This is a genomic window from Paenibacillus wynnii (assembly GCF_000757885.1).
Lineage (GTDB): Bacteria > Bacillota > Bacilli > Paenibacillales > Paenibacillaceae > Paenibacillus_AQ > Paenibacillus_AQ wynnii.
This window is the reverse complement of sequence record NZ_JQCR01000003.1, coordinates 1,432,245-1,446,770: the sequence shown is the minus strand read 5'-3', so window position 1 is coordinate 1,446,770 and position 14,526 is coordinate 1,432,245. Positions and strand designations below refer to the sequence as shown.

Sequence of the window (14,526 nt, the reverse complement as noted above, 5' to 3'; positions counted from 1 at the left end):
TATATTGAACGAATGAAAGGGTGGTCTTACGGTGATTAACTTGAATAGTTCTAATAGTCCTTATAAGGAAAGGCAAATCGAAATTATTAATAAAATAGCCTTGGAAGCGGAACGCATGCCTTTACTAGATAGTGGTTTGTGGTTCCACGATGATGTTCGCAACAACTTTTATTATGCTTCATATTTATTCGCCGCCACAGCTAACGCATCCCTTCAACTTCCCTTTGACCGCGAGGATGCAAAGCAGAAAGCAGAACATGTGCTGATGGAGACGCTTATGCTGCAAAACCGGAAACCGGGCACCGTATTATACGGTCATTGGCCGCTGGGACTCCATCCGATTCCAAGAGAGGCTGCGCCGCATGAGCTTCCGGTAGAGATTATGGGCAGTCTCATCGCCTATTTTAACAGGGAGTATGGAGGAATGATGAGTGCCCGGCTGCGGGTAGCTTTCAACACAGCATTAGGACATATCTACCGAAGTAAATTCTATCTCAAGCCGGTAGTGACATTTGGTCACCATGAAGCTAAACATACTGCTGCTAAGCTAATTTTCGGAAAAATGTTCGAGGATGATGAGTTAGTGGAGGATGGCCGTCAGAGCCTGAAGGATACCTTGTTACATATCAAGTCCAAAGGAATGCCTGAGTACGGCTGCCTTCCTTGGTTTTGGCACTGGGTACAAGCCTTTACTTGTGCTTTGGAGCTGGGTGCCGGTGAGGATATAGATTTGCGAAACTTGCTTAGAGAAATGCTAAATTATTTGTGGAATGAGCGGGCTCAATTTTATCTACAGGGAGCTTGGGTGGGAGCCCGTTCCCGAGGATGGCCGCATGATGTGCCGGGTGATGCGAATGTATTGCATGATTATGTGCAGTTTGGTGATTTCCAGCTACCTGAAGGTATACCGCGTACTGAATATGCCGGATTCTTGTTCTATGAAGCGCCAGAGCAGATTCGTGCAGCTGCACTTAACCGTAGCCTGCCCGTAGAAATAACCAAGATTACTGAAAAAGTTGCAGCAGGTGATCCGAATCGTCAGCCACCTTTACACTCCTATGTTTATATTACTAAGGAATATGCAGCAGGCGGCATGTGGGAGCGAGTAGAGGAATTCGACAATGAACAACTGCGCTGGGCTTATTCATTGCCTCTTCGCGGAGGTGAATTTACCAACCAGTTGTATTTTTTCCATCCTGGACCCGGGTATAAGGAAGGCGATCCCCGTCACCAGAGCCGACATGCCGAAGTGCTGTACCATCAAAATGTAATCTTGACCTTATACCCCGTCCCGGCAGGAGAAGTCAATACGATAATAGGTGTTTTACCTAAAGGGCAATGGCTGCAGCAGCCATCCGCTTTATATGGATTAGTGGATCAAGTTTATTTTGCAATCTTCTTGTCTCATTCCTATTCTCTAAAACAACAGGCTAGATATCTTGAAGTAACTGTTGATGGTATGCCGGGTGGAGTTACTGTTGAGGCTGTAAGTGTAGAAAAAGCAGTCGAACTTGGGATAAGCGGACTGGATGAATTCGCAGCTGCAATGACATCGAAGGCGCCTTTCTTCAGCGTTAGTGATTCTGACTCTTTACAAGTGGATTATACCAGCACTGCGGGTGATTGCTTGCAACTGCTAGCCGAAGGCGACAAAGGAGCGAAAGCGATTATTAACAGTTCCCCGGTATCATTTGAAGGATATAGAGTATAATTCGTACGAGCTGACCGGAATCCGGTTGGCTTTTTTTTTGCTGCATGACCTAGTAAATATAGTTATATAGTTTCGTTATCTTGCTTTTCCATTCGGAAATTGCTCCAATACCGCCTGACAAAGGGTATACTGTGTTTGGAGGTGACCCTAGTGACGGAGGAACAGTGGCAAGCTATTTTACAGAATGATGCTGGCTTTGATGATCATTTTTTCTACGCAGTGAGAACGACAGGGATTTATTGCAGGCCGTCCTGTAAGTCCAAAGCACCCAATAAAGAGAATGTGCGTATTTACTCCACTAAGGATCAAGCCTCATCTGCTGGATTTCGCCCCTGCAAAAGATGCAAGCCTACCGGTGAGCGGTTGCCAGATAGCGAGTGGGTATCCGTAATTACACAGTACATCGACAACCACTACGCTGAACCTATCCCTTTGGATGTATTGGCGGAAGCCTGCCATGGTAGCCCCTATCATTTACAACGAACTTTTAAAAAAGTCTTGGGCATTGCTCCGGTAGAATACGTTCAGCAGGTGCGAATCATGAAGGCGAAAGAGCAGTTGATTCATACAGATCGAGCCATTGCGAACATTGCCATGAGTGTCGGGATGTCCAATGTGCCTTATTTTATAACCTTATATAAGAAAAAGACGGCGCATACCCCTAGTGAGTTCCGTCTTTTATATAAACATAATTTGGAGGTGCTACATGATGCGAAAGTTAACAAATGAAGTCATTTATTGGACTTTATTGAAGCATGAGGCTTGGAAAATATATATCGCTGCAACCTCCAAAGGTCTCTGTTATGTAGGCTCGCAGGATAAACCCTTTGAAGAATTGGCGGCTTGGGGTTCTGCACGTTATCCCGGAGGTACACTTGGACAAGAGGATGGGGAATTGCAACCGTATGCTGTAGAATTGATTGATTTTTTAAAAGGCGTACGCAAGAGCTTCACCTTTCCTATGGACTTCCGTGGCACCCCGTTTCAGTTGGCGGTATGGAATGCGTTATGCGAGATTCCTTATGGACAAACCTGGTCTTATTCAGACGTTGCTGCGCATATCCAAAAGCCAACATCTGTGCGTGCTGTGGGAACGGCGATCGGGGCTAATCCTATTTTAATCACAGTGCCCTGCCACCGGGTTATCGGCAAGAATGGCACACTCACCGGCTACCGGGGAGGCTTGAATATGAAAATGCAGCTCCTTGATCTGGAACGGACAAGTTCGCTAGTTATTGCTCCGTAAAGACATGCTATAATAGAATGAAGCATTCGTACTTTAGTATTCTCTTAATCTTGTAATGACTTATTGGAGGAATAGCGTGGCAAAGGCAAAGGTAGCAAAACGTCCGACCCGGGATGAATTTGTTCTGGAGGAAATAGGTAATCAATTGACAGAGGCAAAGCAGGAAGATTCCGAGATTTTATTGACCGTATGGGGAAAAGAAGAGCAGGTGCGTGGACGTATAGTAGAAATGGATCCGCGAACCGGCAGGGTGCATGTCAGCTTGAATGAAGAGATCAATAAGGTTCCTTTCATGGATATCATGCGGGTGGATTATCCCAGAGACTAATAAGCATGACTGAAAACCCCATTTCAATCTGAAGTGGGGTTTATATTTTATTTAATACAGAAATCTCCACAAATAAAAGGTGGCATAAGACTCCCAATCGGTCCAAGTCGCAGACAGCTGGAGGATCTCTTCTTTCGTTGGCTTGCGGTCCGATTGTAGCAGATATTTAATGGAATTATGGAGTCCCACATCATCTATAGGAAAAGCCGAAGTCATCCTCAGACAGCGCATCAGCACATAGTTGGCCGTCCAAGGACCGATCCCGCGTATGCTAAGTAACATTTTTTCTGCTTTTTTAAAATCGCCTGTCTCCAGCAGCAGCTCCTTCGTTAGCCTTCCATCTGTAATCAACTGGGCAACAGCGATTAGATACTCACATTTTTTGACAGTCATTCGTACAGGAGCTAGGTCCTGAACTGTCATACACGCGATATCTTCAGCTCTTGGGAAAATCCAGTAATCCGCACCTTCACATACTACATGACGACCGAAGTTTTCTACGAGCTCTCTTTTTAAAGTATAGGCAAAAGTAAGATTGATTTGTTGACCGATAATCCCCCAACAGATCGCCTCGAACAAATTAGGAATGCCGATACATCGCAGGCCGTAAAAGGATTCAACAGCCCTGTTCAGCAGAGGATCAGCCTTCGCCATCTCATAAAAGGGAAGGAGGTCCCTATCTAGATCAAACCAATCTCTGACGTAATTGACAACGGCTTCTTTAGTAGAGGTTAGAGTGGGGGTAGTATCTCCCAGAAATCGGAGCGTAATCATACCGGGGTCATCACCGCTTAACTCAATGACGGGAGTTTCTTCTCCAACCGTGATAGCTTTATAGATTTTTTGATCTTGCAGACGATACAGGCACTCATTAGGAGCATTATAGAAATAGTTCAAGTTCTCTGCAAAGCTGAATTCTTTCGGAACAGCCATTGTAATTACATGTCCATGGTCTTCCCAATCGGATTGAGTCCGTATAAAATAATTCATAACCAGCCTCCAAGATTAGACTCTGCATACACTCTTAGTTGTATCACAAACCGACGTTTTGTGTTGTCGTTATCTTGCTGTTTCATTCTAGGGATATTTACAGCCAGAAAGGTTGAATAATCATGCAAGTTAGCAAAACGAATGCCATGCGAATTCTGGATACGAAGAAAATCAGCTATGAAATCCTTTCTTATGACAATGAGGATGGAAAAATCCACGGGACAGCGGTAGCTGAGAAGATTGGGAGAGAACCGGAGTCAGTTTTTAAGACATTGGTCTCCCACAGCGGACCTAATCTATACGTATTTGTGATTCCGGTTGCTGAAGAGCTCGATCTCAAAAAGGCCGCCAGAGCAGCCGGTGAAAAGAAGATCGAAATGCTGCCTGTTAAGGATCTGTTAAAATGGACAGGATATATTCGCGGAGGATGTTCACCGTTGGGTATGAAGAAGCTGTATCCAACCTTTATTGACAGCAGTGCAGAGCCCTTGGACAAAATAGCTGTCAGCGCTGGCAGGATCGGCTTGCAGATGGAATTGGCTCCGTTGTTGCTGGCGGATACGGTTACTGCTAAATTTACAGAGTTGATTAAATAAACGGAGATTAACAATTTCCCTCTACAGTGATGATAACTTTTCCTATGGCATGCCCTTCCTCCAGATACCGGAGCGCTTCAGGGACTTTACATAACGGATACTTTCGATCTATCACAGGGACGATTGTACCGGCTTCAAGAAGTTCTTTTATAAAAGTTAAATCCTTTTGGTTTGGTTTAGCCATCGCATTATGCATCTTCTTGCTTCCGGTCATTGAAATCCATGGTCCTAGGAGCATAGCTTGGAACATTTGAGCCATGGAACCACCGGTCATGACATATATCCCTGTGGGGTTTAATGATTTCTTGTACTCTAGAATCGAGTGATACCCGTTAGCGGCAATTATCAAGTCATACTGTTGCCCATTTTTGGTGAAGTCTTCTTGCGTGTAATCAATGACATGGTCTGCGCCAAGTGCACGCACCATATTTATTTTCCCCGTACTGCACACGGCAGTGACTTCAGCCCCGAACGATTTGGCAATCTGGACGGCAAAGGTACCCACACCACCGGACGCACCATTAATCAGAACCTTTTGCCCTGCCTGTATCTGCCCTTTATCGCGAATACCCTGCAGGGCGGTGACTGCCGCCATCGGTACTGCCGCTGCTTGCTCGAATGTTCTGTTAGCCGGCTTCAACACCAATACATGCTCAGGAACCGATACATACTCTGCGAAACCACCCCAACCACATCCGGATATATCCCCAAATACCTCATCACCTGCCTGAAATTCCTTTACGTTTCTGCCAACCGCTTCAATTCGTCCTGCGATGTCAGATCCGAGTATGGTGTTTTTAGGTTTTAGAAGTCCGGACATTAGACGGGTCAAGAACGGATCTGCTCGGAGGAGATGCAAGTCAGCTGCATTGGCGGACACCGCATGTACTTTTACCAAGACTTCATTATCTTTGGGGGTAGGTTTTTTGACCTCTTTCAGTTGGAGAACATCCGGCGATCCGTATGTTGTATATACAACTGCTTTCATGTGCGTGGCCTCCTAATGGGTTACGTCTGATTACTACTGAATCAGAATCTTTTGAGGTGAATGAAAGCCTTTTATGATAAGCCATATTGGAAAAATAATCTCAAATAATGCCCCAGGAAGATACAGGATCATGCTTACCTCAAAACCAAAAATCTCTAAACAGCTGCTTGCTATTAGTGCTACGTATCCGATAAAACCAATGACTGATATTAATCGCGGAATAAGCTTAGAAGTGTATAACAAACAACAGAACATCAGACTACCCAGGCCAAGAACTAACATCGCCAATTGAAAGGCTGTATCATATCCTTTTATAGCTAGAGTCCCTATAGTTTGATATGAACCACCTGTTGTTCCCGCGGCTGTGTATTCTTGACTTAGTGGTATTAGTATCAATAGGCTTATTATACTTACGATAAGAGTTACGGACTCCATAACCCTTGTACCAAAATACCCGAGTGCTATAGCTTCATTATGCTTTTTAAGGACTGGAAACATCAACATTCCAATACCAAAAACAAATGCTGCGTCCATAAACACAAGGAATATTCCTAATACTAGTTTTGTTCTGTTTGGATAGACATGGTTAAGATACTCTGGATGGTTTAGAACAGATTCTATAAGCCCACTTCCTATCATAAATGAAACGGTCGCCATAAGCATGAATACTCCCACAGTTATTGCAGTCGTTCTGTTTTTGTCCATATTCTCTCCTTTGTCGTTCGATTTACATTTAGTGTATATAAAAAAAGGTGCTGCCGGATAGATACTAAAGTATTTGTTTAGGTATTGTTTTTGTTTTTTATAGGGGTGATTTGGCTACAATAGGCCCAACTCTCGGGCACGAGCAACGGCTTCGGTGCGCCTTTTGACCCCCAGCTTGCCAAAGATATTCCGATTGTAGCCCTTAACCGTACTCAAGGCGAGGAAAAGCCGCTCGCTAATCTCATGATTCGAGAGTCCTTGGGCAATTAATAGCAATACTTTTATCTCGCGCCCGCTTAGGGGTTCGATGAGGGACTGAGCAGAAGACACTGGGCGCAGATAAGGTTTGTCTTCCCGCTTCAGAGCCTCAGCTTCAAACACAGCCAACAACTTATCTATATAATCTGGCATAATTCCGTTACTAGATATTTCAGACAATAGATCAGCCATCAGAATACCTTCATCGACAAAGATTCGGATGAAGCCTTCATTCTCTACCTGAGGGAGAGTTGCCGCCAACAGTTGCAGTGCCTTGTCCTTTTCTCCATGCCTATATAGAGCAACCGTCTGTAGAGCGCTAACCTTGAGCTGTTCATCTTTCCAATCCTTTGCTTCCACCTTAACTTGATAAGACCCCAGTATTGCCAATGCTGTGGATGTGTCTCCTCGAGCAAGTTCTACCCTTGCCAGACTAAGAGGGAGATCGTGTGTCTGAGCAAGATGAGCGGCTTCCGTCAGCTTACTCTGATCAAGCAGAGTAAGCACTTGCACGACAGTAACCTCAGGCGTCCGATGAGTATAATTATGCTGATGCAAGAAATGACCAGCCTTATCTATAATAGCAATTGCTCCGTCCAGATCTCCCTGAGCAAATTTCAGACGGGCGTGAAGCACCTCACAGGAAACGAATCTATCCAAGTTTTCTAGCTGCTTCGCTAGTTGGAGTGCCTCTTGCACGTGCTGCTCCGCAGATTTCAAGTCATTCCATTCATAGGATATACGGGCTAATCCAAGATGTGCTTCGCAGGCAACAGGTTGTGGCGGATCACCAGCCAGTTGAAGGACACGGCCGTAGGTTTGGGCGGCTAAATAGAGTTGATTTTCACCTTCTTGTACATTCCCAAGTCCAATTGAAGCCGCTATGGTAATGATGTTATACACAAGTTTTTGGCTACTAGAAATAGCATCGGTAAAGGCTTGTATAGCTGCGGCACGGTCACCCTTTAACTGGTAAGCATGCCCCAGCATCCAAGTAGATGCAGTACGGACAGGCAGATTATCAGGGTGCAAATACTCTAGAGCGCGAAGAGATTGAGTAATGATGGTTTCTACCTGATGCTGATTAATTGCCAACGTAGACTGCATGGGGGCGATAAGTCCTACGAGGTCGTTGGTCTTATCATCTGGTTCTGTGCCTTGCAGGACTACTTCGGTAGCATGGAGGATCTGTTCTACGGCTGTAGTCGGTTGGCCGTTAATAACTAACAAAGCCAACGTGGCACGTCCTGAGGCGATGAGTCCTATAAGGTCTTTGGTCTTGTCGTCTAATGGGGTGCCTTGCAGGGCTGCTTCAGCAGCTTGCAATTTCTGTTCGATGCCGGTTGGTTGGCCGGCAATAATTAACGCCGAGGCGTACATCACCCACATCGAGGGTCTGTCATTCAGTACCACCGCCGGCAGTGATTTCAACCAGTTCAGGACAGGGACTACCGCACCGCGTAAGTGTAGGGGAAACCCATTTCCTTCCATTAGGCGCGCGGCGCGCTCCACATCATTGGCCGCAGCAGCATGGTGAAAGGCTTCAATTTCTAAGCCATTATTCTCATACCATACACTAGCCCGTTTGTGTAATTCGGCCACCGACACCTTATCCTTATCTCCACTAGATGAGGTTATGCTCTGGTTCACTCGTTGTCGCAGTAAATCAAGAAAGAGATGGTGATAACGATACCAACGCCTATCATTGTCCAGGGGGATGAGAAACAGGTTGGAACGTTCGAGATACTTAAGGGTTTCTTGCGCTGAAACAGATGAGTCGAGCATAAGGGCATCACAAAGTGGTCCATACAGGCGGTCGAGGATAGAGGTATGTAGTAAGAAATTCTGAATGTTTTCGGGTTGTTGTTGCAGAACTTCTTCTAGTAGATAGTCCAGCACGAAATGGTGGCTGCCATTAAAAGATTGGATGAAGCTAGTAGCATCCTTATGTCCTTGCATGGAGATAGCGGCTAATTGCAGTCCTGCAATCCAGCCTTCGGTGCGGGTTTCTAAGGAAGTAATGTTGTCCAATGAAAGGTTTAGACCCATTACCTGGTTGAGAAACTCGGCAGCTTCGAGTGAGGTGAAACGCAAGTCGGCCACACGCAACTCGGTTAATTGGTCCCGAACACGTAACCGGGCCAGAGGCAAATGCGGATCCTCACGAGTAATGATAATCAGATGCATTTGTGGCGGGAGATGCTCGAGAAGAAAGGTGAGAGCGTGGTCAATTGTTTTGATATCTATCACGTGGTAGTCATCAAGGACAAGGATAAAGTCGTCCGGAAGGATACTAATTTCATTAAGTACAACCGTCATTATCGATTCGATTGACGGTGGCTGAGGGGACTCAAGCGCACTAAATACGCCATCTCCAATGTTCACCCCAATCGTCTTCAAAGCTGTGAAGAGGTGAGTCAGAAATCGTGTGTGGTCATTATCCCCTTCGTCCAGTGACAGCCAAGTCGCTGGTCGTCCGCAAACGGCGAGCCATTCGCTGACGAGCGTGGTTTTACCAAAGCCGGCAGAGGCAGAGACTAGGGTCAGTTTGCTGTGCAGACCCTCGTTCAGACGATCCATCAGTCGTGGGCGCAGGACTACTTTAGGACGAGGCGGTGGGATATATAGTTTGGTGGCTAAAATTGGCATATTCATAGATCAACTATAGCACGGAAATGAGCCTCAAAGGAGTTCTACTTATGAGGAAAAAAGCTAGGTTAATGTATAGCTCCTTGATGGCTCAACCGTCGGTAACCCATAGGAGGAAGGCCCGTCCAACGTTTGAATTGCTTGCTGAAATGGGAGACGTCACGATATCCCAGGCGATGGGCAATCGTGTCTACAGACAGCGTATTGTCCATTAACAACAGCTTAGCGTGGCGGATGATAAGGCCGGATAAATATTGTCTCGGCGATATCCCATAAATTTGACGAAAAGCCCGATTGCAGTGGGTAGGACTGTACCCTAGACGAGCGGCTATACCTTCAATACTCCCGCCCCGTTCACCTTTAAGTGCGGCGTTTGAAACGGATTCCTGAAGCAATCGTTCGATAGCATTTGCAAGAGCGACAGTATTTTCAGTAGCTTCGGTATTTGTTCCTCGGACCGTCTGCGGCATTTCTGCCAGCACCCAACCGCTTAGTGCGGTAAAAAGCTGCAGGGAAGCATGCAGTGTAACCAGCCGGTTTCTATGTGAATCATCCGATTCGGATAAAATAGTAGAACTGATAATCACGTCCAGTGCTGAACGAATTCCTCGAAGCTCAGGGGTATTCCCGCTCAGGCTGACAGAATCAACCGTTAACAAAGCACGGCGTAAGGTTAGATCATCTATATCGAAATGCAAGCAGTAATAGGTCATTTCAAGTCCTGTGCCCGAACCGAAACTGGCATGAGGAGCCCCGGGACGAATAAACAGAATATCACCGCTTTGCTGTGTATAGGACTGACCATTTACAGACATTTGCTGCTGGCCCTGTAGTACAACATTGATCTCGAACATGGGGTGGGTATGCACAGGATATTGCCATTCTGCATTAACTTTTCGCCAGTGGGCGGCAAAGATATGAAAAGCAGCCTGAATGTCTGGTGACATCTGGCCGTCGATGGAATTATGTATGCCGGGTTCGGTCGGGTTCATCCGCAATCCTCTTTTACACTAGAATTTGGCTCCATTATATCATAGCTCTTCAGTTACGTTTGATTTGCCCAAATAATAGACAGCTTTAACCCTGTTGAATGTGATGCAAAGCCGATAACATGGAGACATAGCCCGGCAATGCCGGGAACCATGCTGGAGGGAGTGCATTTACAATATGTCTCACAATCAATTTTTCAATGCGCATCATTCGCCGATCGGCGCTTTTGCAAGTTTTACCTTAGGATTTCCCGGTGCAGGTGGTGGATTTGATCTCGAGTTGGGCAAATCACCTAAACAAAATATATTCATAGGTCTGGAACGTAAGGATGGAAAGGGCTTTGATACACTGCCGTTCCATGAGCAAGGTGGGGATGATGAGAGCAAGCGCTACGATATCGAGAATCCTGATCCTAATCCTAATAAACCGCATATTCTGCATCCTTTTTCCAAGGAGCAAATCACTAGAAACTTTCAGCTAGCTTCAGATACATGGAGTGCAGGCGATCTGACCTTCCGCATTCTGTCACCAGTTCGTCCGGTACCAGATCCTGAACTTGCCACCGAAGAAGAACTGAAGGATGTACTGCTTCCGGCGGTTCTTGTAGAGATTGAAGTGGACAACTTGTCTTCGACTTCAGCACGGCGTGCTTTTTTCGGATTTCAGGGAACAGATGCATATAGTGCAATGAGAAGCTTAGACACCTCTCCAAAACTAACAGGTGTGGGTCAAGGAAGATTTTTGGCTATTGCTGCTGAACAGGGTACTGTAGAATCTGCTTTGCACTTCACGATGGAAGATATATTAACCGCTGAGCTAAAAGAGAACTGGACTTTCGGGCTCGGTCAGGTCGGAGCTTTGATTATGGATGTGCCGGCGGGTGAGCGGAAGACGTATCGTTTTGCGGTGTGCTTCCACCGTTCCGGCTTTGTTACCTCCGGTATGGATGCCTCCTATTATTACAATCGTTATTTCAGCAATGTGGAGTCTGTAGCGGAGTATGCTTTGTCCAAATTCGATGCTTTGGCCGAGGAAGCAGAGAAGGCAAACCAAATGTTCGTGGGCAAAGGTCTCTCTGAGGATCAGTCCTTCATGCTAGCCCATGCTATTCGCAGCTATTATGGCTCAACACAGCTTTTGGATTATAAGGGTAAGCCGTTCTGGATCGTCAATGAAGGCGAATACCGGATGATGAATACCTTCGATCTTACAGTCGATCAGCTCTTCTATGAATTACGGATGAATCCGTGGGCTGTTCGTAATGAGCTGGATATGTTTGTAGAAAGATTCAGCTATGAGGATACGGTCCGCTTCCCGGGAGATAAGACTGAATATCCGGGCGGCATCAGCTTTACACATGACATGGGTGTGGCCAATGCGGTTTCCCGTCCAGGTTATTCTTCTTATGAGCTTTACGGAATTGATGGTTGTTTTTCACACATGACGCATGAGCAATTGGTCAATTGGTTGTTAACCGCAGCAACTTATGTTGAACATACCGGTGACAGCGCTTGGATGAAGAGCAACCTTAGTGTTATGGAGCGTTGTCTCGAAAGTATGGTGAACCGGGATCATCCCGATCCGGCACAAAGAAACGGTGTAATGGGACTCGACAGCTCCCGGACCATGGGTGGAGCAGAAATTACAACCTATGACAGTCTGGATGTCTCCCTGGGTCAAGCGCGGAACAATATCTATTTGGCGGGTAAATGCTGGGCAGCTTATCTGGCCATGGAGAAAATCTTTAACGACAACGGCCGTGCTGACTTGGCAGCAACAGCAGGTATTCAGGCAGATCGATGTGCAGCAACGATTGTTGCTAACGTTACAGAGGATGGTTACATTCCAGCTGTAATCGGAGAAGGCAACGACTCCAAAATCATTCCAGCCATCGAAGGTCTGGTATTCCCGTACTTTACGGGCTGCAAGGAAGCACTTGAGCGCAATGGTCGATTCTCCGCTTACATCGGTGCACTCGACAAGCATCTGCACGCGGTTCTTCGTAAAGGAGTCTGCCTGTTCGATGACGGAGGTTGGAAAATCTCTTCCACCAGCAACAACAGCTGGCTAAGCAAGGTATATCTATGCCAGTTCATTGCCAGAGAGATTCTGGGTCTGGAATGGGGAGCGGAAGGGCAGGTGGCTGACCATGCACATGCGGTTTGGCTGACACATCCAGAGCTCTCGATATGGAGCTGGAGCGACCAGATTATCTCTGGGGAAATTACGGGTAGTAAGTATTATCCACGGGGTGTTACGGCGATTTTGTGGTTGGAAGAGAATCGCGGGTAGTGAAGCGGGTCGATCAAGAGCAATTCTTGAATCGATCCTTTTTTTATATAATATCAGATGCTGTGTTTGATTTTGACCTAATGGGACAGCTTGTGAAAAACTGAGCAAGAATAAGCAAATCATCGACTGCTTAAGAGCGAAACCAAAGAGTGCGCTTTCATTCGTGAAGGAGTATCATTTTTGGCTTTTTTTGTCATCAATAACGTTTTACATTAAACGCCCACAGACGTAAGATTCAAATCAACAACCGAATGTAATATAACTTTTCTCAAATGGCTGAATTCCGACAATGGGAACGGGGGAACCAATGGTGAATGCGGCTTTCGCTCTGATGCTGCCGCTCACATGGGGTGAATCCTTGCTGAGACCTGAAAAGTCTCTATAGCAAGGTAGGGCAATCTCGCTGCCCGAATCCGTCAGCTAACCCCGTAAGCCTCGAAGAGAGAGGATGAGCGCCATGATCGATTAACCGACCACGGAGAGCCCTGCCGCTTCTGTGGTCTTTTTGCTATGTGTGCAGGAAGGAAAGGCAGTATGTATGAGTTTAGTAATTCTTATAACAACGTAAATGGGAGTGTAAAACATTATCTTAAATGCCTCCCATGAAAATTAAATCTGCAGTAACTGTAAAGAGGAAAAGTAAATAAGACGCAGTCCATTCATTTTTGGTCTTTCATTGATATTGTAGCCTTCTATATGAATCTCAGAAGGCTTTATGGCTGGGATCCTAGTGGAAAATTACCGGATGGTACATTGTTTAATGCACACCATATATTCCCGCAGGAGATATTTGATAAACTTGGGTTGGGTACAGCATTGAAAAATGCTGGGATTTCCATACACGATCCCCGGTTGATGGTATGGTGGGAACGTAGCGATCACCTGAGTAATGCACATAATTATAACGAAATATGGACTGATTTTTTAAACAAAAATCCAAAAGCGACAGTAGATGAAATCATAAATAAAGGAAAAGAGATGATACAAGAATATGGCTTCGAAGTTCGCTTCTAAATTTGATCCTGCAAATTTCTTTTATCTTAGAAACGCTTTCTTAAGAGGTAGTCTCTTGTTGAAACAAACGAACTTCATTGAGTTTCATGATTTGATAAAGGGTAATAAACCAATGGAGCCTGTTACCTTTGAATATGTGCAGGGTAGCATAAATAAAGATATAATTCTTGGGGGAGGGGCCGTATATTTACTCTCAAGCCAATTAATCCAGGCATTGATGGAGCATAACTTTACAGGTTGGGACACATTCAAAGTGGAGGCAACCGGAAAAGATAGAGTTCCCATTGAGGGATATGAGGGGCTTTTTATAACAAGAACAGCGGGGCCATTCGATTATTCCTTTTGCCAGGATAAACTTATGCCTAATCCAAGAGGAATAATGATACCAGCCTATATCGGTATGGGATTTGATCCCCAAACCTGGGACGGGAGTGATATTTTCTCACTTCAGAATACGACACATGTTATTGTCTCCAGACAAGTGCAAGAAGTGTTAAGAAAATTTAAAACAAACAGCGTCAATTTAATTCCTCTTAATGATTATATTAACTTCAAATAGCTTTAAGAGTGAGGTAATCAGCGGCGGAGAAGGCCTCTGTTGCTGATCTATCCAAGGATCGAGCAAACTCGGCTCATTAAGTAAATCTTAAACCAATTGAAAGTGTACGGAGTAATTAACTATAAAGCCCCGATTGATAACATATCATCGGGGCTTTACATTTATCCTGATTTTATCAACACAAGCAAGAACAAATTAGA

General features: G+C 45.4%; 13 protein-coding genes and 1 riboswitch. Of the genes, 8 read left to right on the top strand and 5 right to left on the bottom strand.

The window, feature by feature from the left end; all coding sequences use genetic code 11:
* Positions 1–31: 31 nt before the first annotated feature.
* The 4 genes from PWYN_RS21995 (at position 32) to PWYN_RS21980 (ending at position 3,285) form a co-directional block, all read left to right on the top strand.
* Positions 32–1,711: a hypothetical protein gene (locus tag PWYN_RS21995; protein ID WP_084146876.1), complete on the top strand. Its 1,680-nt coding sequence runs from the start codon at positions 32–34 to the stop codon at positions 1,709–1,711.
* Between the two features lie 150 nt (positions 1,712–1,861).
* Positions 1,862–2,440 (top strand): bifunctional transcriptional activator/DNA repair enzyme AdaA, encoded by a 579-nt coding sequence (locus tag PWYN_RS21990; protein WP_338049223.1) that lies wholly within the window; start codon positions 1,862–1,864, stop codon positions 2,438–2,440.
* Entirely contained in the window at positions 2,421–2,957 is a 537-nt protein-coding gene (locus tag PWYN_RS21985) for a methylated-DNA--[protein]-cysteine S-methyltransferase (protein ID WP_036656305.1), read from the top strand. Before PWYN_RS21990 ends, PWYN_RS21985 begins: the two co-directional genes overlap by 20 nt.
* Before the next feature lie 76 nt (positions 2,958–3,033).
* A complete protein-coding gene (locus tag PWYN_RS21980; protein WP_036656303.1) occupies positions 3,034–3,285 on the top strand; it encodes a YolD-like family protein in 252 nt (83 codons plus the stop codon).
* Positions 3,286–3,336: 51 nt separating this feature from the next.
* Here PWYN_RS21980 and PWYN_RS21975 read toward each other — a convergent pair whose 3' ends face one another.
* Positions 3,337–4,275, bottom strand: coding sequence for a DNA-3-methyladenine glycosylase family protein (locus tag PWYN_RS21975; RefSeq protein WP_052088282.1), 939 nt, complete (start codon positions 4,273–4,275; stop codon positions 3,337–3,339).
* Between the two features lie 122 nt (positions 4,276–4,397).
* Between PWYN_RS21975 and ybaK the strand changes: the two genes are divergently transcribed.
* Positions 4,398–4,871 carry a Cys-tRNA(Pro) deacylase gene (gene ybaK / locus PWYN_RS21970; RefSeq protein WP_036656300.1) on the top strand — a complete coding sequence of 158 codons (474 nt, stop codon included), beginning with the start codon at positions 4,398–4,400 and terminating at the stop codon, positions 4,869–4,871.
* A gap of 7 nt (positions 4,872–4,878) precedes the next feature.
* Here ybaK and PWYN_RS21965 read toward each other — a convergent pair whose 3' ends face one another.
* From PWYN_RS21965 to PWYN_RS21950, 4 genes are all read right to left on the bottom strand, one after another.
* Positions 4,879–5,859: an NAD(P)-dependent alcohol dehydrogenase gene (locus PWYN_RS21965; protein ID WP_036656298.1), complete on the bottom strand. Its 981-nt coding sequence runs from the start codon at positions 5,857–5,859 to the stop codon at positions 4,879–4,881.
* 33 nt (positions 5,860–5,892) lie between these two features.
* Positions 5,893–6,564 carry a DUF4386 domain-containing protein gene (locus PWYN_RS21960; RefSeq protein WP_036656296.1) on the bottom strand — a complete coding sequence of 224 codons (672 nt, stop codon included), beginning with the start codon at positions 6,562–6,564 and terminating at the stop codon, positions 5,893–5,895.
* 114 nt (positions 6,565–6,678) lie between these two features.
* On the bottom strand, positions 6,679–9,477 hold the full coding sequence (locus PWYN_RS21955; RefSeq protein WP_036656293.1) for a winged helix-turn-helix domain-containing protein: 2,799 nt from the start codon (positions 9,475–9,477) through the stop codon (positions 6,679–6,681).
* Positions 9,478–9,539: 62 nt separating this feature from the next.
* Positions 9,540–10,463, bottom strand: coding sequence for an AraC family transcriptional regulator (locus PWYN_RS21950; protein WP_052088279.1), 924 nt, complete (start codon positions 10,461–10,463; stop codon positions 9,540–9,542).
* A 175-nt stretch (positions 10,464–10,638) separates the two neighbouring features.
* Between PWYN_RS21950 and PWYN_RS21945 the strand changes: the two genes are divergently transcribed.
* The 3 genes from PWYN_RS21945 to PWYN_RS21935 all read left to right on the top strand — a co-directional run bounded on the left by PWYN_RS21945 (position 10,639) and on the right by PWYN_RS21935 (position 14,326).
* Positions 10,639–12,753 carry a glycoside hydrolase family 52 protein gene (locus PWYN_RS21945; protein WP_036656291.1) on the top strand — a complete coding sequence of 705 codons (2,115 nt, stop codon included), beginning with the start codon at positions 10,639–10,641 and terminating at the stop codon, positions 12,751–12,753.
* A gap of 264 nt (positions 12,754–13,017) precedes the next feature.
* Positions 13,018–13,203, top strand: a riboswitch (cyclic di-AMP (ydaO/yuaA leader).
* Between the two features lie 246 nt (positions 13,204–13,449).
* Positions 13,450–13,767: a DUF2380 domain-containing protein gene (locus tag PWYN_RS21940; RefSeq protein WP_084146874.1), complete on the top strand. Its 318-nt coding sequence runs from the start codon at positions 13,450–13,452 to the stop codon at positions 13,765–13,767.
* Positions 13,768–13,825: 58 nt separating this feature from the next.
* Entirely contained in the window at positions 13,826–14,326 is a 501-nt protein-coding gene (locus tag PWYN_RS21935) for a hypothetical protein (protein WP_157261239.1), read from the top strand.
* The last annotated feature ends 200 nt before the right edge of the window (positions 14,327–14,526 follow it).